This window comes from Spongiibacter nanhainus, assembly GCF_016132545.1.
GTDB classification, from domain to species: domain Bacteria; phylum Pseudomonadota; class Gammaproteobacteria; order Pseudomonadales; family Spongiibacteraceae; genus Spongiibacter; species Spongiibacter nanhainus.
Genome location: NZ_CP066167.1, coordinates 770,899 through 789,739 on the forward strand (window position 1 = coordinate 770,899; position 18,841 = coordinate 789,739).

The window sequence follows — 18,841 nt, forward strand, 5'->3', positions numbered from 1 at the left end:
CCAGCTCACTATTAGATGCTGTTATAGGCAAAAGTTCAAGTGCGCCAGATCAATAAATTGCCGCAAAGCGTTGTGGGGCGTGGGTTTGCGGCGATTTCTGAAGCCCGGGGCTCAGCGTTGGCAGCGGGGGCAAAATACGGTGCTGCGCTGGGCCAGACGGATTTCTTTCAGGGGGGTAGCGCAGCTGGGGCAGGGCTTGCCGGCCCTGCCGTAGACCTGCAGCTCCTGCTTGAAATAGCCGGGCTTGCCGTCGCCGCCGATAAAATCCCGCAGTGTGGTGCCGCCCTGGTCGATGGCTTTTTGCAGCACCGCTTTGGACGCCGCCACCAGCGCCTGGTAGCGGGCCCGGCTAATGCGGCCCGCGGCCCGGTCCGGGCGGATGCCGGCCATAAACAGGGCTTCATTGGCGTAAATGTTGCCGACGCCCACCACGATATGCCCGTCCATAAGCAGGCTTTTGACCGGGATTTTGCGCCCCCTTGCACACTGGTAGAGATAGTCGCCACTAAAGTCGTCCGATAGCGGCTCGGGACCCAGTTTGACCAGCAGGGGGTGGCTGTTTGGCTCCGCATCGATCCAGATCACGGCGCCGAAGCGGCGCGGGTCGGTGTAGCGCAGCACCCGTCCGCTGCCAAGCTGCCAGTCAATATGATCGTGGATGCCGGCGGGGGTCTCCGCCGGTACAAAATACAACCGACCAGACATGCCCAGATGAATCATCAAATGGCCTCGATCCAGTTCCAGCAGCAGGTACTTGGCACGGCGCCGCACCCCTCGGATGGTGCGCCCGGCTAGCCGTTGCGGCAAGTCATCCAGTACTGGCCAGCGCAGGCGGGTGTCCCGCACGGTGACAGCATTGATGGTTTGATCGAGCAGGTGGGGGCTGACGCCCCGGCGGACCGTTTCGACTTCGGGCAATTCTGGCAAGGGTTATTCCTCGGGTGTGGCAGACTCGGTGTATTCGGAGGCATGACATTGTGCTGAGCAGCGGCGACAATGGCAATTCTGTTTTTCCGCAATTCCAGTGATCTGACCCAGCCTATGACCCGCGCACAGACGTATTCGAGTCCGCCCACGATTTTTCTTGGGGTGGATACCGGCGGTACTTTCACCGACTTTGTCGCTGTGGAGGGCGACAAGGTGCGCTTACACAAGTGTCTGTCTACTCCCGCTCAGCCCGAACAGGCAATACTGCAGGGGATCGCGGCCCTGGGCTTGGATCAGGTGGCGCAGGCAGGGCGCCTGGTGGTGGTGCATGGTTCCACAGTGGCGACCAATGCCGCCCTTGAGGGCAAAGGCGTGCGTACCGTGTTTATCAGCAACCGGGGTTTTGCCGACATGCTGACGCTGGGGCGGCAAACCCGGGACCAGCTATACCAACTGCGTCCCGCCCTTAAACATCCGCCTGTACCCCGGGATCTGTGTTTACAAACCGGGGGGCGTCTGGCGGCGGATGGCAGTGAGGTTGAGCCACTGACCCAGGCGGATTTGCAGACTCTGCGGCGAGAGGTCGAGGCGTTGCAGCCGGAGGCGGTGGCGATCAACCTGTTGTTTTCCTTTATTGACGACCGCTTCGAACGAGCCATTGCTGAGGCCATGCCGGAGTCGGTGTTTGTGTCCCGCTCCTCGGCGGTGCTTCCTGAATATAAAGAGTATGAGCGGGGGATGGCCACGTGGCTCAATGCCTGGCTGGGCCCCTTGGTGGCCAGTTATTTACAGCGTTTGCAGCATGCTTTGGCCGATGTGCCGCTGGCGGTGATGCAGTCCTCGGGGGGCACCATTGATGCTGCCGGCGCCGGCCAGCGGGCGGTGAACTTGTTGTTGTCCGGTCCTGCTGGCGGTCTGGCAGCGGCGCGACAGTTGGGGCAGTGGGTGGAGCGACCCCGCTTGATGACCTTCGACATGGGGGGGACCAGCTCTGATGTGGCCCTGATTGACGGCGATATCGCACTGACCTCAGAGGGCAAAATCGGCCCCTATCCGGTGGCGGTGCCGATGGTGGATATGCACACCATCGGTGCTGGCGGCGGTTCTCTGGCCTACGTGGATAGTGGTGGCGTGTTGCAGGTGGGGCCCGAATCTGCCGGCGCCGACCCCGGTCCCGCTTGCTATGGGCGGGGCGGCACCCGACCTACAGTGACAGATGCCAACCTGGTACTCGGCCGCCTGCCCGTCTCCTCTCGCCTGGGGGGCGAGTTGGCGCTGGACGCAAAAGCTGCTCATTGCGCAGTGGCCGAATTGGCGGCGGAGATAGGGATGTCGGTGGAGGCCGCCGCCGAGGGGATAGTGGCCATCGCCAATGAACATATGGTGCGGGCGCTGCGGGTGATTTCTGTGCAGCGGGGCTTTGACCCTGCCGATTTTAGCCTGTGTTGCTTTGGCGGTGCGGGAGGCTTGCACGTCTGCGACTTGGCCGAGGCGCTGGGGTGCAGTGACATTCTGGTTCCCAATCATGGCGGTGTATTTTCAGCTTTGGGGATGCTGCTGGCGCCCCGGGAGCGGCAGTTATCCCGAACATTAAACCGCCCGCTCAACACTTTGGACCACGCCGAGATTCAGCGCCATGCTGCGGAACTAGAGCGGGAGGGGCGCCTGGCGATGTGCGCCGAGGGCGTGGCCGGTGAGGCCATCGACGCCACGCTTACCGTGGATGTGTGTTACCAGGGGCAGTCCTTCCCTCTTAATTTGCCGTGGCAGAATGACATTGCTGCGCTGGCCGAGGCCTTTCACCGGACTCATCAGCAACGCTATGGCCACCGCCTGGATTTGCCTTTGCAGTTGATTACCCTGCGGTTGGCGTTGCGTGCCCCTTCTGCGGTTCAGGAGCTGCCGACAAGCTCTGGCGACCGCCCCGGCGAGCCGGTGGAGTGGTGCCAGGTTGTGGGTAGTACCAACGAAGTGCCCCGCTATCACCGGCATACCCTGGTAGCGGGGCAGCGAGTGACGGGGCCGGCCTTAATCAGTGAGGCGGTGGCGACTAGTTGGGTGGCGCTGGGTTGGTATGCCGAGGCCGACCCAAGAGGCAATCTGTGGATGCGCCCCGGCGACCCGGGATAATGCTCTGGGAATGCGGATTTCCCCAATGACCCGCTGGCGGATTCCCGATAGAGTGAAAGCTTCTGTATTGGGAGATTCGGCACTGTGAGTGAGCCGGAAAGCTTATCGCCCCTCTTTGACCGCGGTATTGATGTGCCGCGGATGGGGGAGATTCGCGCGCGGTTTCTGGAGCTGAATCAGCAGCGCCTGCGCCGGGCGCGCTCAGTGCTGCCCTCCCGGCAGCAGGTGTTTTTTGATCTGCTGCCGCTGCTGTTTCATATCAATCATCCCATGTTGCCCGGTTACCACAGCCAGCAGGCGCCCTGTGGCATCGATAATTACCGCGCCGATGCCAAGACCCTGGAGCGGGTTCGGCAACATATCGCCCGGGGCTTTTCCTATCCCACTCAGGCTCCAGTAGAAAACCAGATTCGCAGCCTCTTTTTGATGGGTTCCTGCGGCAGTGTCGGCCACGGCGACAGTTCGGATTTGGACGTGTGGCTCTGCCACCGCAGCGGTCTGGAGGCAAACGCCCTGCAGCAGCTCCACGACAAGGCGGCGGGGGTGGCCCGCTGGGCCGCAGAGCTGGGCCTGGATGTGCATTTCTTTTTGATGGACAGCGCCCAGTTTCGCCGCGGTGAGAATGAGCGTTTGTCCGCCGACGCGGCGGGTACCAGCCAGCACTACCTATTGTTGGATGAGTTCTACCGCAGTGCACTGCTGATGGCGGGGCGCTACCCGGTGTGGTGGTTGGTGCCGCCGGAAGAAGAGGTCAACTACCGGGAATACGTGGCACTGCTGCATACCCAGGGCTATATCGGTGCCGACGAATCTATCGATTTCGGTGGGGTGGGGCGAATTCCCGCCGGCGAGTTTATCGGTGCGGGGATCTGGCAGCTTTACAAGGCAATCGCTTCTCCCTACAAGGCCATCCTCAAGCTCCTGCTCACCGAAGCCTACGCCAGTCAGTTCCCCAAGGTTTCGCCACTGAGCCTGACGTTGAAAGAAGCGGTATATCACCAGGCGCTGAGCGCCGATCAGGCAGACCCCTATTTATTGATGTATTGGCGCTTGGAAGACTACCTCCGGGGGCGCGGTGAGTTTGACCGTTTGGAGTTGGTGCGTCGGGCCTTTTATTTTAAAACTGAGCTGCGTTTGTCGGGATCGGTGGGGCCCCGGCACGCCTGGCGACGGGATCTGCTCGCCGACCTGATTGCCCAGTGGCAATGGCCCTGGGAATCAGTACTGGGGCTGGATACCCGCCACCGCTGGAAGCTCCGCCGAGTTAGAGAGGAACACCGTTTTTTGGTGGCCGAACTGACCCACAGTTACCGTTTTTTGCGGGAGTTCGCCACCAGTAGCAATAGTGCGGCGCTGATTCGCTCAGAGGACATGGTGCTGTTGGGACGCAAATTGTTTGCCGCCTTTGAGCGCAAGCACAACAAAATTGAGTGGCTTAATCCCGGCATTGCGCCGGACATTTCTGAGGCCCAGCTCTATGTGCACCGGGATGGTTTCGGTGAACAGCGCCGCTGGCTGGTCAGTGCCAGCAGTCAGCACAGTTTTGATGCCGATAGTGTGCTTGAGGAAAATCGCCGGCTGAGTGGTTTGCTGTGCTGGTGTATTTGCAACGGCTTGCTGACGGCTTCCAGTCGGCTGCGTTTGGTGGGGCGCCGTGACAGCCTGACCGACACCCAGCTACAGCAGTTGGCTGACCACCTGCGTCGGCACCTGCCGCCGGGATTGGCAGCAGCCGATGCCGAGCGTCACGTTGATTTTTCCCGCCCCAAGCGGGTCGAGAAGTTGCTTATCTACCCCAATGTCGACCGGGATGCCCTCAGTCATCTTGGTGGCGGGCTGGGCTATCAGGCCAGTCACTATCCGGTATACAGCGTCGAGTTGGTCGTGGTTAACAGTTGGGGCGAGGTGGTGTCTCACGCCTGCCGGGGCAGCAGCGCCCTGTTGGACCTGCTGCGTATCTATCAGCAGATATTGGTTTCTACCCAGCCCGGTGAGCCAGCGCCGGAGGTGGAAGTGCTGTGCCTGCACTCCGCCGATGCCCCGTTGCAGCAGCACCTGCGCGGGCTGATGACAGATATCATCCCAGTGTTTAAGCCGGCGGACGGCACTCAAGCTCGCTACTTGCTCAAGCTTCATTCCGGTTTTTACATCATCCAGTGCCAGCACGAGGAAATGCAATTGGTACTGGCACAAAATTACAGCCAGCTAGTGCAGTGTCTTGGTCGCGGACAATCTGTATACAGCCCAGTAATTTTGGACCGTTTCTGCGTGCCGGACTCGGCGCTGGCCAGCATTATCCGTCGCAGCACGGAGGCGGACTGCTATCTATTTGTTCACTGGCGGGAAGGGGAAGTGGATGTGTTTTTGCGTGACGAGCGCGGTTCGCTGGCGTTTTCATCAATGCCTTATCACAGTCGCGAACAGGTAATAATGTCGCTGAGTCGCTTTTTGCATCACAGCCGGCTTGAGCAGCAGGGCGATTACCAGATTCACCTGCTAGAGCTGAGTGCCGAAGGGGGCTGGCACAGCGAAGCCATGGACCCGCCCAGCGATCTCGACGACGGTGGCACTGCGCCGCTACATCTGGAGGCCATGGTGCAGGACTCGGCCGAGACTCCGCCGTTGTTTGATTTCAGTTGTGAGGGTCGACGTTTCCGCTATCAGGATTTCGGTGCCGACCTGATTGACCGGGTGGCTCAGGAACTATTTGCAGGGGCGGCGGAGCACTTGGCCTACCAAACCCTGGACCGCCTCAGTCTTGGGCCAGGTCAGCAAACCTCAGTGTATTGGCGCTATAAGCACTATCTTGAAGACATGCTCAATGCGGCCATTGATCAGCGCCGCTTCCATCACCGCTAACCGGGTTATCCGTGCCCTGTTTGCTCAGCGCTGCGCTGGCGGCGGCAGCGCTCTGAGCAGTACACCACTTGGGGCCAGTTTCTGGACCATTTCTTTCGCCAGTTGAAGGGCCTTTGGCACACCGGACAGGTTTTTTGAGGTAAATGGAGTTTGTGGTGGGGCATAGGTGCTCATTTGCTAGTTTGGGCTCCAGCGCTGCTGGCGCTATAATGCGCGATCATTTTTTTGGTGGCTCCCCATGTTGCGGCCTTTGAACAAACAGCGCTCGTTCTTTCTTACGCTCGTCGTCGGCTTTTGGTTGACGGCAGCAGGCTGTGGGCAGACCGGGCCGCTAATCTATCCGCCTGAGTCGGCACCTGCCAACGATCCGTCTCCGCCGGTCGGGGACCAGTCTCAGCCAGATTCAACCGAGTAAATCATGACAGCTTTCCACTACCAACAAGGCGAGTTGTTCGCCGAATCTTTGTCGCTCCGTGAACTTGCCCGGCATTACGGAACGCCTTTGTATGTGTACTCCCGGCAGCATTTCGAGCACAGCTATCGGGAGTACAGTGACGCCCTGCAGGGCTGTGATCATCTGATTTGCTATGCGGTAAAGGCAAACTCCAATATTGCGGTACTGAACGTGCTGGCTCGGCTCGGCGCGGGCTTTGATATCGTGTCTGTGGGTGAGCTGGAGCGTGTGCTGGCCGCCGGTGGCATGCCGGAGCGGATCGTCTTCTCGGGCGTTGGCAAGAAGGCGGACGAAATGCGCCGCGCCCTCGAGGTGGGGATTCGCTGTTTTAATGTTGAGTCCGAGGCTGAGCTGGAGCGCCTTAACCGTGTTGCCGGCGAAATGGGCATGAAGGCGCCGGTGTCGATCCGCGTGAACCCGGACGTCGACGCCCAGACTCACCCCTACATTTCCACTGGTCTGCGGGACAATAAATTCGGTATTGATATTGCCAAGGCACCGGAGGTGTATGCCCGGGCGGCAGAAATGGTAAATATCGAGGTGGTGGGGGTGGACTGCCATATCGGTTCCCAGTTGACAGATACCCGGCCATTTCTCGATACCTTGGATCGGCTGCTGGCGCTGATTGACCGCCTGGAGGCCGATGGTATTGCCCTGCACCACGTCGATCTTGGCGGAGGCCTGGGCGTGCGCTATCGAGACGAAGTGCCGCCTTCAACCGCCGATTACATCGCCGCGGTGCGTAAAGGGCTGGGAGAGCGTGCGCTGACGGTCATGTTTGAGCCCGGTCGCTCCATCGCCGCCAATGGCGGTGTGTTGCTGACTGAGGTGGAATATCTGAAGCTCAATCCCCACAAAAATTTTGCGGTGGTGGATGCGGCCATGAACGACAATATTCGCCCCGCACTCTACGGTGCCTGGACCGAGATTCTGCCGCTGAGTCCCCGCAGTGACGGTGAGGAACGTCACTACGATATCGTTGGGCCGGTGTGTGAAACCGGTGATTTTCTCGCCAAAGATCGTGCTTTGCGCATTGAGCAGGGCGATCTATTGGCGGTGGCATCCTGCGGCGCCTATGGATTTACCATGAGTTCCAATTACAATACCCGGGGACGCGCCGCTGAAATCATGGTCGATGGTGATCAGCATTACCTGATTCGCGAGCGCGAAACTGTCGCCGACCTGATGCGGGGCGAACACGTGTTGCCAGAGTGAGTGCCCGGCCGGTTTTGTTGAAACCAGCCGCCTGACTGACATAACAACAACGCTCGCATCGAGATAACGCGCCACCGGCGAGGCGCCCAACAGGTAATCCGATGCAGCTACGCTTTACGAAAATGCACGGCCTGGGTAATGATTTTGTGGTGATCGATTTGATCACCCAGCGCTTCAAACTCAAGCCCCACCATATACGCAAAATCGCCGATCGCCATTTTGGTATCGGTTGCGACCAGGTCTTGGCGGTGGAGATCCCCACTCAGCCGGACGTGGATTTCCGTTATCGAATCTACAACGCTGAGGGCAGTGAGGTTGAGCAGTGTGGCAACGGCGCTCGCTGCTTTGCCCGTTTTGTTCGGGACAAAAGACTCACCGGCAAACAGCAAATCAAAGTGGAAACCCTGGGCGGTATTATCCAGCTGGAAGTTGCCAACAATCGCGAAGTCCGGGTGGATATGGGTGAGCCCCAATTAGACCCCAAGCGTATTCCCTTTACTGCGGATCAGCAGGCGGCTGACTATGCCTTGGATGTGGCCGGCGAACAGTGGCAAGTCGGTGCGGTATCCATGGGCAACCCTCACGTGGTGCTGACAGTGGACAACGTCGACAGTGCGCCGGTGGAGCGCCTGGGGCCCATCATTGAAAGTCATCCACGATTTCCGCAGCGGGTAAATGTGGGCTTTATGCAGGTCGTGGATCGGGATCACGTCCGCCTGCGGGTCTTTGAGCGAGGAGTCGGCGAGACTCTGGCCTGTGGCACGGGCGCCTGTGCCGCTGCTGTCAGTGGTGTTGTGCAGGGGCGCTTAGACGATACGGTGACCGTCGACCTACCCGGAGGCAGCTTGCGTATCCATTGGCCGGGAGCGGGCCAGCCGGTTATTATGACGGGTCCGGCCACCACCGTGTTTGAAGGTCAAATTCAACTATAGGATCGCCCAGTGGATACTGCCAACAACAGCGCCAGCAAGAAAAATGACTCCCCCTCTGAAGAAGAAGTGGGACGCTACCTGCGCAACCACCCCGGCTTCTTTCTCAACAACGAGGATATCCTCGCCGAGTTGAAGTTAGCCCACAAAAGCGGCAAGGCGGTGAGTTTGCTGGAGCGTCAGGTGGAAGTGTTGCGGGAGCGCAATATGGATATGCGCAATCGCCTCAGTACACTGCTGGACAATGCCCAGCACAACGACCTGTTGTTCGAGCAGAGCAAGGCCTTGATTCTCGGCTTGCTGGAAGCCAAGCGGCCAGAGGAGTTGAGCAATACCCTGTGTCGGCGCCTGGTGGCCGATTTTGAGAGCATCGACTACGCCAGTCTGATTCTATTTGGCGACCCGACCCGAATGGGCAATCAACAGCTTCGGGTGGTCAGTGCCGCTGAGGCGGATCGCCATATCGGTGGTTTGCTGCGCGGCGGCAAGGGTGTGTGCGGTGTCTTGCGAGGTGAAGAATTGAGCTTTCTGTTTGGCCGTGCTGCCGATCATATTGGTTCAGCAGCCTTGATCCCCATTCACCCCGGTGGCATGCAGGGTGTTCTGGCCATCGCCAGCAAAGACCCACAGCACTTTAAGTCCAGTATGGGTACTTTATTTCTGGACTATATTGGCGATGTGATTGACCGGGTGCTGCCGCGCTTAATTCGCTAAGCTTTGCCAGATTGTGAGCAGTCCCTAATCTTTCAGCAGACCTTGCCATAGTTCCCCGGCCTGGGTTTCCCCCATAAACCCGGCGTCCCAGTGGGGATAATCGCCGATACTCGACACTAGTCCAGCGCGTTTTGGGCTGGTAATGATGTGCAGTGCAATATCTCGAATGTTCTCGTTTTCACCAATAGCGCGTTCATCCCAGGCTCTGTGCCAGAGCGGGCTGGTGCTGCCAGTGAGGGCTTGATAGCGCTGAGTGGATTGGCTTCTGACTCGAGCGATGGTGCGGGGCAAAGGGGTTGTTCCACGAGGCAGTACTAACCAGTGCAGGCAGTCTGGGAGGATTGCGAAAGCAATGGTGAAGGCGCGGTCGTGGTGATCTTTCAGGACGTTGATAACGCAGCGACCGGTAAATAGTGAGTCGAGTAAAGGTCGCTTGCCTAGGGTATGGATAACAATGTAGTAATACGGCTTGGCTTCGAGTCCGGCTTCGAGGCTATGCCGGCGGTGTAGATGCCTGTCCTTAGGCATAATACCTCCATGCTGTGTGTCTCTATTTTTTAAGCGCTTCCTTTCTTTTTATTCTATCCGCTGGCGATCAATTGTTCGTATTTTTGTTGTAGTTCCTCGGGAGTTTCCAGATGGTTGGGGTCCAGCGGGATGCAGTCAATAGGGCAGATATCTTGGCATTGGGGCTCATCAAAATGCCCTACGCATTCAGTACAACGACTGGGGTCTATTTCGTAAATCTCCTCGCCCTGATAAATCGCGTCGTTAGGGCACACCGGCTCGCAGACGTCGCAATTTATGCATTCATCGGTAATAAATAATGCCATGGCAATTATTGGGGCTTGCCAAATCGGGCATCCAGTGCGGCGCTGACATTGTCGGGGACAAAGCGTGATACATCGCCGCCCATGCTGGCGATCTCTCTAAGCAGAGATGAGGAGACGTAGGAGAGAGATTCGCCTGGAGTGAGAAAAACGGTCTCCAGCCCCGGTGCCAGGGCGCGGTTCATATTGGCCAACTGCAGCTCGTATTCGTAATCGGCAACAGTGCGTACACCGCGAAGGATGCAGGAGCAGTTTTGTTGCCGGGCCAGCTCGACAGTCAGTCCGGTAAAACTGCAAACCTCGATGTTGGCGACGTGCTCCAGGGCCTCGGCACAGAGATCCATGCGCTCCTGCAGGTTGAACATGGGCTGCTTTTTCTCGCTATTGGCCACGGCGATGACCACGACATCAAACAGGCGGCTGGCCCGCTCTACCAAATCAATGTGGCCGCGGGTTACGGGGTCAAAAGTGCCGGGGTAAACAATGCGTTTCATGGGCTGCCGATACAGTTACAATATAGGAGTGGATGGTAGCGAATTGCAGGTATTCCAGCAAATCGACACTGTAACAGACTTGTTGCCTAATCGTGGTAAAGTCCGCGCCATTTTACAGGGTCTGGATTACTTGGGTGCGATTACTTGGGTGCGATCCAGGGTGTGGTTAATAAGGGCTGGGTGTTAGTGTACGGCTGCTGAGTGATAAATGGCCTTTTACGTTGTCTGTAGTACTCCACCGCGATTGCTGGGAAAAGTCACGAGTTATAAGGAATTAAAGTAACAATGAAAGTTACCGTATTTGGAATCGGTTATGTTGGTCTGGTGCAGGCCGCTGTGCTGGCTGGCGTCGGACACAATGTGGTTTGCGTAGACGTAAACGAAAAACGTGTTGAAGAACTCAAAAATGGTCAAATCCCCATCTACGAACCTGGCTTGACCCCTTTGGTACAGGACAACGTCAGTGCCGGTCGCTTGGATTTCACTACCGATGCCAAACGCGGTGTCGAACACGGCAAGATTCAGTTTATTGCCGTGGGTACCCCGCCCGATGAGGATGGTTCCGCCGATTTGCAATATGTGCTCAATGTCGCTCGCACTATTGCTGAATACATGCAGGAGCACCGTATCGTGGTGGATAAATCCACGGTACCGGTAGGAACCGCAGATAAAGTCAGCGCTCAAATGCGCGAGGTGCTGGCGCGGCGTGGAGTCGATCTGGGCTTTGATGTGGTGTCTAACCCCGAGTTTCTCAAGGAGGGCGCCGCGGTAGCTGATTGTCAGCGTCCGGACCGGATTATTATCGGTACCGACTCCGCCGCGGTGGAAGAAAAAATGCGGGAGCTGTACGCGCCATTTAACCGCAATCACGACCGCATTATTGTGATGGATGTGCGCAGCGCGGAACTCACCAAATACGCTGCCAACTGTATGCTGGCCACCAAAATTAGTTTTATGAATGAAATTGCCAATTTGGCAGAACGTCTTGGGGCCGATATTGAGCACGTTCGCCAGGGTATCGGTTCTGACCCTCGTATCGGTTATTCATTTATCTATCCGGGTTGCGGATACGGTGGTTCTTGTTTTCCCAAAGATGTACAGGCATTGGTCCGCACCGCTGAAAAAACCGGCTACCAGCCGGAATTGTTGAAAAGTGTCGAAGCGGTAAACTACCGCCAGAAAAACAAACTTTTTGAACATTTAAGCCATTACTTTGATGGTGATTTGGCAGGTAAGAAAATTGCCCTGTGGGGACTGTCCTTTAAACCCAACACCGACGACATGAGAGATGCTTCATCGCGGGTGTTGATGGAGGCGCTATGGGAAGTGGGGGCAAGCGTACAGGCCTATGATCCCGAGGCGATGAATGAGACTCAGCGTATTTACGGTAATCGTGCGGACCTGTCGCTTATGGGGACCAAAGAGGCAGCCTTAAACGGTGCCGATGCTTTGGTGATTTGTACAGAGTGGAATATTTTTAAGGCCCCCGATTTTGATGTTATTAAAGATGCGCTGAATTATCCGCTAATTGTTGATGGAAGAAACCAATACGAACCCAGTATTGTCGAGTCATATGGTTTGGCTTACTACGGTATTGGTAGAGGGCGAAGTGTATCGGTTTCCAATGAAGCTTAATTTAATAAGGATTTCTTTAATAAGAGCTTCCCTGTAGAAATTTAACTACAGTGGTAATAATAAAACCATGTGGTATTATTGCGGCCGAATTTTATTAGCTGTGTCGCTATAAGATGAATTCGCCCAGCTTTATTGCTAGCGCTTAATTGCTGGTGTGTAGTGGTGAGACACGAAATCATCTTGTAGATAAAAAGAACATTTACATATACAAAAGGGATATTCATGGATATATCGAAAGTTCAAAAGCAACTTGAAGCCGAGCATAAAGCCCTCGATCAGAAATATAAGTTTATTACTGAACTGACAGCTTTGATGAAAAAGCACAATCAGTCTTCAGAGAGCTTGCTGGAGATTCTGAGCGAAGGTTCTTCCGCGCCCGCTAAGCGCGGCCGCAAGCCTGGTCGTCCAAGCAAAAAGGCTGCTGCTGCGGCGCCGGCCAAGAAAAAGGCCAAGGCCAGAAAGAAATCCCCTGCGCGTCCACTGCGTAAATTTAAAAACCCCAAAACTGGTGAAGTTGCACAAAGCCGTGCCCCTCAAGTTGATAAAACGATCAAATCTTGGGCTGCGGATTTGAAGATGGACTGGCGCAAGTTGGAAATCTAAACCAGCTGGGCCTAGAGTTGAAAAGCCGCTCCTCAGTGGGCGGCTTTTTTTTGCCTGCTTTTTAAAAGAAGGTCTTACTCAATTGGATTTTCCCACAGGCTGTAACGAACCTGGCCGCTGATTTTTTGTTTCACCTCTCGCCACTGGGTAGGCGCAATATACGGGGTGTTTTTATCCACTTCGATGTAAATAAAGCGTGCCGCATTGGTATTGTCGTCCAGCTGGCGAAGAGTCGGTTCCAGCAGGTTTTGACTAAACGGTGGGTCGAGAAAAATGATATCCCAAGTGGCGGGGTTGGCGTTGAGAAAGTGCTCCGCCCGTTGACAGTGGGTTGAGCCCAAGGAGCATTGCAGGGTGCTGAGGTGGGTGTTGATTTGCTCAATGCTTCGAGCCTGGCTATCGATGAAGTCGCAGGACGCGGCGCCCCGGGACAGCGCTTCGAGACCCAGTGCACCGGAGCCGGCAAACAGGTCCAGGCAGCGAGCGCCTTCAATATAGGGGGCCAGCCAGTTGAATACCGTTTCCCGAATGCGATCGCCGGTGGGTCGCAGGCCCTCTGCGCTGTAGAAGGGAAGCTTTCGGCCCCGCCACTGCCCGCCAATAATGCGCACAACGCCGTCGGCGGATTGTTTTCCTGGTGGGCGAGGGCGGCCTCGGGAGGGTTTGGGCATTGTCTAATCCGGTGCCAGTTGGTGACGAAAATGGTAGGATACGGCTTTTGTTGCAGTCGTAAAACCAGTCGCTTGGACCCTTCATGACAGACCACTCTTCCGATACCTCCAATGCGCCGGAGGACAATGGCGTTGAACCTCCAGTAAAGAAAAAAGGGCTGTTCGCACGCCTGAAGGAATCCTTTGTCGGCTCCGAGGAAGAGCTGGCGGCGGCGGAAGGCTTTATTGCCGACGAGGAAGTGGCACCGTGGCAGCACCTTGAGCTGTCACCAGAGGAGCAGGCATCACTGCTGGTACGCTTCCGAGAGGGCCTGAGTAAGACGGGCGCCCAGCTGGGCGAGGGTATGGCCAACCTCTTTCTCGGTCGCAAAGAAATCGACGAAGAGCTGCTGGAAGAGATAGAAACCCACCTGCTGATGGCAGATGTGGGGGTAGACGCCACCTCGGAAATCATTGGCAATTTGACCCAGCGGATGTCCCGCAATGAGTTGGACAACCCTGAGGCCTTGTACGTCGCGCTGCAAGAAGAGCTGCGGGTGATGTTGGAGCCCGCAGAGCAGGAACTGCAGATACCAGAAAGCGAGAACCCCTATGTCATTTTGATGGTGGGGGTGAACGGTGTGGGTAAAACCACTACCATCGGTAAATTGGCCAAGCAGTTTCAGGCCGGTGGCCGCTCGGTGATGCTGGCGGCCGGGGATACCTTCCGTGCGGCGGCAGTGGAGCAGCTGCAAGTCTGGGGTGAGCGCAACGATGTGCCGGTTATTGCACAACATACTGGCGCCGACAGCGCCTCGGTGTTGTTTGATGGTTTGCAGGCGGCAAAGGCCAGGGGGGTGGATATCCTGATCGCCGATACCGCTGGTCGCCTGCACAATAAAGACAACCTGATGGAAGAGTTGAAAAAGGTCGTGCGAGTGTTGAAAAAGCTCGACCCCGATGCGCCCCACGAAGTCATGTTAGTGCTGGATGCCGGCACCGGCCAAAATGCCATGGCTCAGGCCAAACACTTCCAGGAGGCGGTAGGGGTAACCGGCCTGACGCTGACAAAATTAGATGGCACTGCAAAGGGGGGGATCGTGTTTGCCATCAGCAAGCAGTTGGGTATCCCCATTCGTTTTATTGGCGTGGGAGAGGGGATTCTCGACCTGCGCCCCTTCCGCGCTGATGAATTTGTCGGCGCTCTGTTTGGCTGGCAGCGCGCACAATGATTGAATTCGACCAGGTCAGCAAGCGTTACCCCGGCGGCCACGAGGCGCTAAAGCAACTGAGCTTCCAGATGCCAGCTGGGGACATGCGCTTTTTGACCGGTCACAGCGGTGCCGGTAAGAGTACCCTGCTCAAGCTGATTATGGTGATGGAGCGGGCTACCTCGGGTCAGGTGGTGGTCAATGGCCACAACCTAACGCGGCTGCCGGCTCGCCGCATTCCGGAGTTGCGCCGCCGTATCGGAGTGGTCTTTCAAAACCACCAGCTGCTGTTTGACCGCTCGGTGTTTGACAATGTGGCCTTGCCCCTGGTGATCGCCGGCTATGGTCACCGGGATATCGGCCGCCGGGTGCGGGCAGCGCTGGACAAGGTGGGGCTGCTGGACAAAGAGAGGCAGAACCCAATCAGCTTGTCCGGGGGTGAGCAGCAGCGAGTGGGCATTGCTCGCGCGGTAGTCAATAAACCTGCCTTGCTGTTGGCAGACGAGCCCACCGGTAACCTAGACCCCCAGCTTTCCGCAGAGATCATGCATCTGTTTGAGCAATTTAAACAGGTCGGGGTCACGGTGCTGATAGCCACTCACGATCTGTCCCTGATCGCCCGCATGCCATATCGACTACTGAGTTTGCGCAACGGCCAACTGGTTACTGCCGGTGGGGGGGATGATGTCGCCCAATAAGCGCAATGCCGGCGCCACAAAACGCCGTTCAGCCCGGGCGCCATCTGCCAGCCGCGGCGCCGCCAAGGAGGCTCGCCGGGATCTGGCCGGCGCTCGTTTGCATCGCACTGGCCTCAAGGATCGGCTGGCGAGCTACCGAAGTCATCACAAGCAGGTTGCCCTGGACAGTTTGCGCCGTTTGCTGCGCCGGCCATTCGCCTCGGCGATGACCAGCCTGGTGCTGGCGATTGCCATGGCGCTGCCGGCGGGCTTGTACGTCGCGCTGAATAATCTCGTCGCGGTGAGCGAGGGATGGGAAGGCGCCAGCCGGGTATCGGTATTTTTAAAAATGGAGATTGGCAGCCGTCAGGGAAAGGCCTTGCGAGATCAGCTGGCCGCCCGGGACGATATAAAGGATGCGGTGTTTATTTCCGCAGAGGCTGCGCTGGAGGAGTTCCGAGAGCGCTCCGGTTTTGGCGAAGTGCTGGAGCAACTGGATGATAATCCCCTGCCGGGCCTGATTGTCATCACTCCGGCCTCCGATGCCGCCGCTGATGTTGATGCCTTGCAGCGGGATTTGTCCGCCTTGCCGGAGGCGGATCAGGTCAAGCTGGATATGGCGTGGCTGCAGCGCCTCAATCAACTCACCGAGCTGGCTCGCAAAATGACGCTGGCCCTGGCGGCGATGCTGGGGGCAGGGGTGCTGCTGATTTTGGGCAATACCATCAAGCTGGCGATAGAAAACCGTCGCGACGAAATTCTGGTGGTGAAGCTGGTGGGGGGCACCAATGCTTTTGTCCGTCGCCCCTTCCTCTACATGGGGCTGTGGTACGGGCTGGCGGGTGGAATACTGGGGTGGCTGTTGGTGCAGGGCAGTTTGTTGTGGTTGAGAAGTACGGTGGCGGCCTTGTCATCCCTCTACGACAGCGACTTTTCTCTGATGGGGCTGGGCCTTGTCGATACCCTGCTGATGTGGGTGTTGGCGGCCGGTTTGGGTTTGCTGGGTGCGGCACTGGTCGTGGGTCGGGAACTGGCTGCCATCGAGCCCCGCTAAGCGGGCGGGGCGCTGTGTGGAATTGCTCTGGCAGCGTGCAAAAAACCGCTTAGCTGTTGAGCCCCTCGATAGATCGCATTCTCAGTAGGTGAATTTGCCGATGGTCGGCATTGACCACCTTAAATTCAAAGCGATCGAGCTGGGTCACTTCGTTGCGGCTGGGTAAGTGGCCAAAAGCTTTCAGCAGCAAGCCGCCCACGGTATCAAACTCTTCGTCTGAAAATGCCGCGTCGAAGTATTCATTAAAATCATCGATGGGGGTGAGGGCCTGAACCACAAAGTCGTTATCGGCGATTTTGCGGATCGGCAGATCGTCTTCCTCGTCGTACTCGTCCTCAATTTCACCGACGATCTGTTCGAGGATATCTTCAATGGTGATCAGACCTGCGGCGCCGCCGTATTCGTCGATCACCACCGCCATGTGATTGCGCTTTTCGCGGAAGTCCCGCAACAGCACGTTGAGTCGCTTGCTCTCGGGAACCAGAGTGGCGGGGCGCAGTAGCGAGCGGATATCCACCTCTTCACACTTTTCATTGCGCCATAGCAGCGGCAACAAGTCTTTGGACAGGAGGATCCCCTGGACGTCGTCCAGGTTGTCTCCCACTACCGGGTAGCGGGAGTGGCCGGTCTCGATAATGATGGGCAGCAGTTCAGAGAGAGGCTGATCGGCTTTTAGCACCACCATCTGCGGCCGCGGAATCATGATTTCCCGGGCCTGCATATCGCTGATGTGCATGGCGCCCTCGACAATGCTGATGGCATCGTCGTCGATCACTTCATTTTGCTTGGCTACCGAAAGTACCTCGAGCAGGTCTTCGCGGGTCTTCGGTTCGGAGGAAAATGCATGGGCAATACGCTCGATCCAGGACTTATCGCCTGGATCGTTGCTAGATCGGTCTTCGCTCATGATTTTGGGTGCTGTCCTCACACATATTGGATAGGTCGACAGTGATGACTGTCAGCGATAGGGGTTGTCGATGTTCAATTCGGCCAATAAGGCTATTTCCAGTGCTTCCATCTGCTGCGCATCCCGGTCATCGATGTGATCGTAGCCGAGCAAATGGAGTGTACCGTGAATCACCAGGTGCGCCCAGTGGTCCAGTTCTGCCTTTTGTTGTTGCTGGGCTTCCCGGCTCACCACTTGCCGGCAGATGATCAAGTCCCCCAGTAGAGGCAGGTCGATAGGCTCGGGGACGTCGGCGGGGAAGGAAAGCACATTGGTGGGGCGATTCTTGCCCCGGTAGCGATGGTTGAGCTCGGTGCTCTCCGATTCATCGACCAATCGCACCGTCATTTCTGCTTCATCCCGGTGGTCTCGCAGGGCGAGGCTGGCCCATTGGCGAAACAGCCTTGCCTCAGGCAGACCCAGTGGGTCGCAGGCGATTTGCAAATCGAGTTCCAGGTTCATGATGGTTTAATGGCGCTCGCTTAGCCCGGCTCGCCGTCAAAGCGATCGTAGGCTTCGACGATTTTTTGCACCAGGGGGTGCCGCACCACGTCCTTGGCCTGAAAGTAGGTCATGCTGATGCCGTCGATATCGGCCAGCACATTGAGCACGTGCTTAAGGCCCGACGGCGTGCCCCGGGGCAGGTCGACCTGGGTGGCGTCGCCGGTAATCACCGCCGTGGAGCCAAAACCAATACGGGTCAGGAACATCTTCATCTGCTCCCGGGTGGTGTTCTGAGCTTCGTCGAGAATAATGAAAGAATCATTCAGGGTGCGGCCGCGCATGTAGGCCAGTGGCGCAATCTCAATGACGTTGCGCTCAATCAGTTTGGTAACGGTCTCGTTGCCCAGCATTTCGTAAAGGGCATCGTAGAGTGGGCGAAGGTAGGGGTCGATTTTCTGCGCTAAGTCGCCAGGCAGAAAGCCCAGCTTCTCACCCGCCTCTACCGCCGGGCGAACCAGCAGAATACGCTGAACTTGATTGGCGATCAGCGCCTCCACCGCGCAGGCTACGGCCAGATAGGTCTTGCCGGTACCGGCGGGGCCAATCCCGAAATTGACATCGCAAGCCTGTATCGCTTTGACATAGAGCTGCTGGTTGCCGCCCCGGGGTTTGATGGTGCCCTTTTTGGTGCGGATGACCACCGGCGCGTTGTCGTCGGCGGGTTTGGTGAGCTGGGCAAGGTGGGACTGTTGCATACGCAGGTGGATGGCCTCGGGGTTGATGGTGGTGCCAGAGCGACACTCCCGATACAGCAGGTGGAGAAGTTGCACCGCCTCTTCAACGGCGCCCTGTTCACCGCTGACCTGAAAGGTGTTGCCCCGGGCGGCGATATGGACCTTGAGGCGCGATTCGATCAGCTTCAAGTGCTCGTCAAACTGGCCGCATAGGCATGCCAGGTGCTCGCTGTCGCTGGGCTCCAGAGTGAGTACGCGCTGTATCGCTGTTGCCGTCAATGTGTCTCCGCCGACCGTTTAGAGGTCGTTTGCCAGGTGATTAAACAAAACAATAC

The 18,841-nt window shown here is 57.3% G+C and carries 19 protein-coding genes; 10 read left to right on the plus strand and 9 right to left on the minus strand.

Going from position 1 to position 18,841, the window contains the following annotated elements; all coding sequences use genetic code 11:
* Nucleotides 1-111: 111 nt before the first annotated feature.
* A complete protein-coding gene (gene mutM / locus I6N98_RS03485; protein WP_198570422.1) occupies nt 112-927 on the minus strand; it encodes a bifunctional DNA-formamidopyrimidine glycosylase/DNA-(apurinic or apyrimidinic site) lyase in 816 nt (271 codons plus the stop codon).
* Nucleotides 928-996: 69 nt separating this feature from the next.
* Here mutM and I6N98_RS03490 point away from each other — a divergent pair, with 69 nt between their 5' ends.
* Entirely contained in the window at nt 997-3,057 is a 2,061-nt protein-coding gene (locus I6N98_RS03490; protein WP_232787447.1) for a hydantoinase/oxoprolinase family protein, read from the plus strand.
* Between the two features lie 84 nt (nt 3,058-3,141).
* Nucleotides 3,142-5,916, plus strand: coding sequence for a class I adenylate cyclase (locus I6N98_RS03495; RefSeq protein WP_198570423.1), 2,775 nt, complete (start codon nt 3,142-3,144; stop codon nt 5,914-5,916).
* 5 nt (nt 5,917-5,921) lie between these two features.
* On the opposite strand, the gene I6N98_RS18755 is transcribed toward I6N98_RS03495, so the two are convergent.
* Nucleotides 5,922-6,080: a DUF2256 domain-containing protein gene (locus I6N98_RS18755; RefSeq protein ID WP_198570424.1), complete on the minus strand. Its 159-nt coding sequence runs from the start codon at nt 6,078-6,080 to the stop codon at nt 5,922-5,924.
* A gap of 254 nt (nt 6,081-6,334) precedes the next feature.
* Between I6N98_RS18755 and lysA the strand changes: the two genes are divergently transcribed.
* The 3 genes from lysA to I6N98_RS03515 all read left to right on the plus strand — a co-directional run bounded on the left by lysA (nt 6,335) and on the right by I6N98_RS03515 (nt 9,228).
* A complete protein-coding gene (gene lysA, locus I6N98_RS03505) occupies nt 6,335-7,585 on the plus strand; it encodes a diaminopimelate decarboxylase (protein ID WP_198570425.1) in 1,251 nt (416 codons plus the stop codon).
* A gap of 101 nt (nt 7,586-7,686) precedes the next feature.
* On the plus strand, nt 7,687-8,517 hold the full coding sequence (dapF, locus tag I6N98_RS03510) for a diaminopimelate epimerase (RefSeq protein WP_198570426.1): 831 nt from the start codon (nt 7,687-7,689) through the stop codon (nt 8,515-8,517).
* Between the two features lie 9 nt (nt 8,518-8,526).
* Nucleotides 8,527-9,228, plus strand: coding sequence for a DUF484 family protein (locus I6N98_RS03515; RefSeq protein ID WP_198570427.1), 702 nt, complete (start codon nt 8,527-8,529; stop codon nt 9,226-9,228).
* Between the two features lie 24 nt (nt 9,229-9,252).
* Here the strand turns inward: I6N98_RS03515 and I6N98_RS03520 are convergent, their stop codons facing one another.
* From I6N98_RS03520 to coaD, 3 genes are read right to left on the minus strand one after another with little or no spacing between them, the layout of a single operon-like run.
* A complete protein-coding gene (locus tag I6N98_RS03520; protein ID WP_198570428.1) occupies nt 9,253-9,756 on the minus strand; it encodes a hypothetical protein in 504 nt (167 codons plus the stop codon).
* Nucleotides 9,757-9,809: 53 nt separating this feature from the next.
* The gene (locus I6N98_RS03525; RefSeq protein WP_198570429.1) at nt 9,810-10,061 is read right to left on the minus strand and encodes a YfhL family 4Fe-4S dicluster ferredoxin; all 252 of its coding nucleotides are present in this window, start codon (nt 10,059-10,061) and stop codon (nt 9,810-9,812) included.
* 5 nt (nt 10,062-10,066) lie between these two features.
* Nucleotides 10,067-10,552, minus strand: a complete 486-nt coding sequence (coaD, locus tag I6N98_RS03530; RefSeq protein WP_198570430.1) for a pantetheine-phosphate adenylyltransferase — start codon at nt 10,550-10,552, stop codon at nt 10,067-10,069.
* Between the two features lie 285 nt (nt 10,553-10,837).
* Here coaD and I6N98_RS03535 point away from each other — a divergent pair, with 285 nt between their 5' ends.
* A complete protein-coding gene (locus I6N98_RS03535) occupies nt 10,838-12,187 on the plus strand; it encodes a UDP-glucose dehydrogenase family protein (protein ID WP_198570431.1) in 1,350 nt (449 codons plus the stop codon).
* A gap of 222 nt (nt 12,188-12,409) precedes the next feature.
* Nucleotides 12,410-12,790 (plus strand): hypothetical protein, encoded by a 381-nt coding sequence (locus I6N98_RS03540; protein WP_198570432.1) that lies wholly within the window; start codon nt 12,410-12,412, stop codon nt 12,788-12,790.
* Between the two features lie 74 nt (nt 12,791-12,864).
* Here I6N98_RS03540 and rsmD read toward each other — a convergent pair whose 3' ends face one another.
* The gene (rsmD, locus tag I6N98_RS03545; RefSeq protein ID WP_198570433.1) at nt 12,865-13,461 is read right to left on the minus strand and encodes a 16S rRNA (guanine(966)-N(2))-methyltransferase RsmD; all 597 of its coding nucleotides are present in this window, start codon (nt 13,459-13,461) and stop codon (nt 12,865-12,867) included.
* A gap of 83 nt (nt 13,462-13,544) precedes the next feature.
* On the opposite strand from rsmD, the gene ftsY reads away from it, so the two are divergent.
* Genes ftsY through ftsX form a run of 3 tightly spaced genes read left to right on the plus strand, consistent with a single transcriptional unit; the run spans nt 13,545 to nt 16,382 of the window.
* On the plus strand, nt 13,545-14,672 hold the full coding sequence (gene ftsY, locus I6N98_RS03550; protein ID WP_232787448.1) for a signal recognition particle-docking protein FtsY: 1,128 nt from the start codon (nt 13,545-13,547) through the stop codon (nt 14,670-14,672).
* Nucleotides 14,669-15,349 (plus strand): cell division ATP-binding protein FtsE, encoded by a 681-nt coding sequence (ftsE, locus tag I6N98_RS03555; protein ID WP_198570434.1) that lies wholly within the window; start codon nt 14,669-14,671, stop codon nt 15,347-15,349. The genes ftsY and ftsE overlap by 4 nt, the downstream gene beginning before the upstream one ends.
* On the plus strand, nt 15,333-16,382 hold the full coding sequence (gene ftsX / locus I6N98_RS03560; protein ID WP_232787449.1) for a permease-like cell division protein FtsX: 1,050 nt from the start codon (nt 15,333-15,335) through the stop codon (nt 16,380-16,382). Before ftsE ends, ftsX begins: the two co-directional genes overlap by 17 nt.
* Nucleotides 16,383-16,431: 49 nt before the next feature.
* Here ftsX and I6N98_RS03565 read toward each other — a convergent pair whose 3' ends face one another.
* From I6N98_RS03565 to I6N98_RS03575, 3 genes are read right to left on the minus strand one after another with little or no spacing between them, the layout of a single operon-like run.
* Nucleotides 16,432-17,289, minus strand: a complete 858-nt coding sequence (locus I6N98_RS03565) for an HlyC/CorC family transporter (protein ID WP_198570435.1) — start codon at nt 17,287-17,289, stop codon at nt 16,432-16,434.
* A 51-nt stretch (nt 17,290-17,340) separates the two neighbouring features.
* Complete coding sequence (ybeY, locus tag I6N98_RS03570; protein WP_232787450.1) at nt 17,341-17,790, minus strand: rRNA maturation RNase YbeY; 450 nt, start codon at nt 17,788-17,790, stop codon at nt 17,341-17,343.
* Between the two features lie 20 nt (nt 17,791-17,810).
* A complete protein-coding gene (locus tag I6N98_RS03575; protein WP_198570436.1) occupies nt 17,811-18,785 on the minus strand; it encodes a PhoH family protein in 975 nt (324 codons plus the stop codon).
* Between the last annotated feature and the right edge of the window lie 56 nt (nt 18,786-18,841).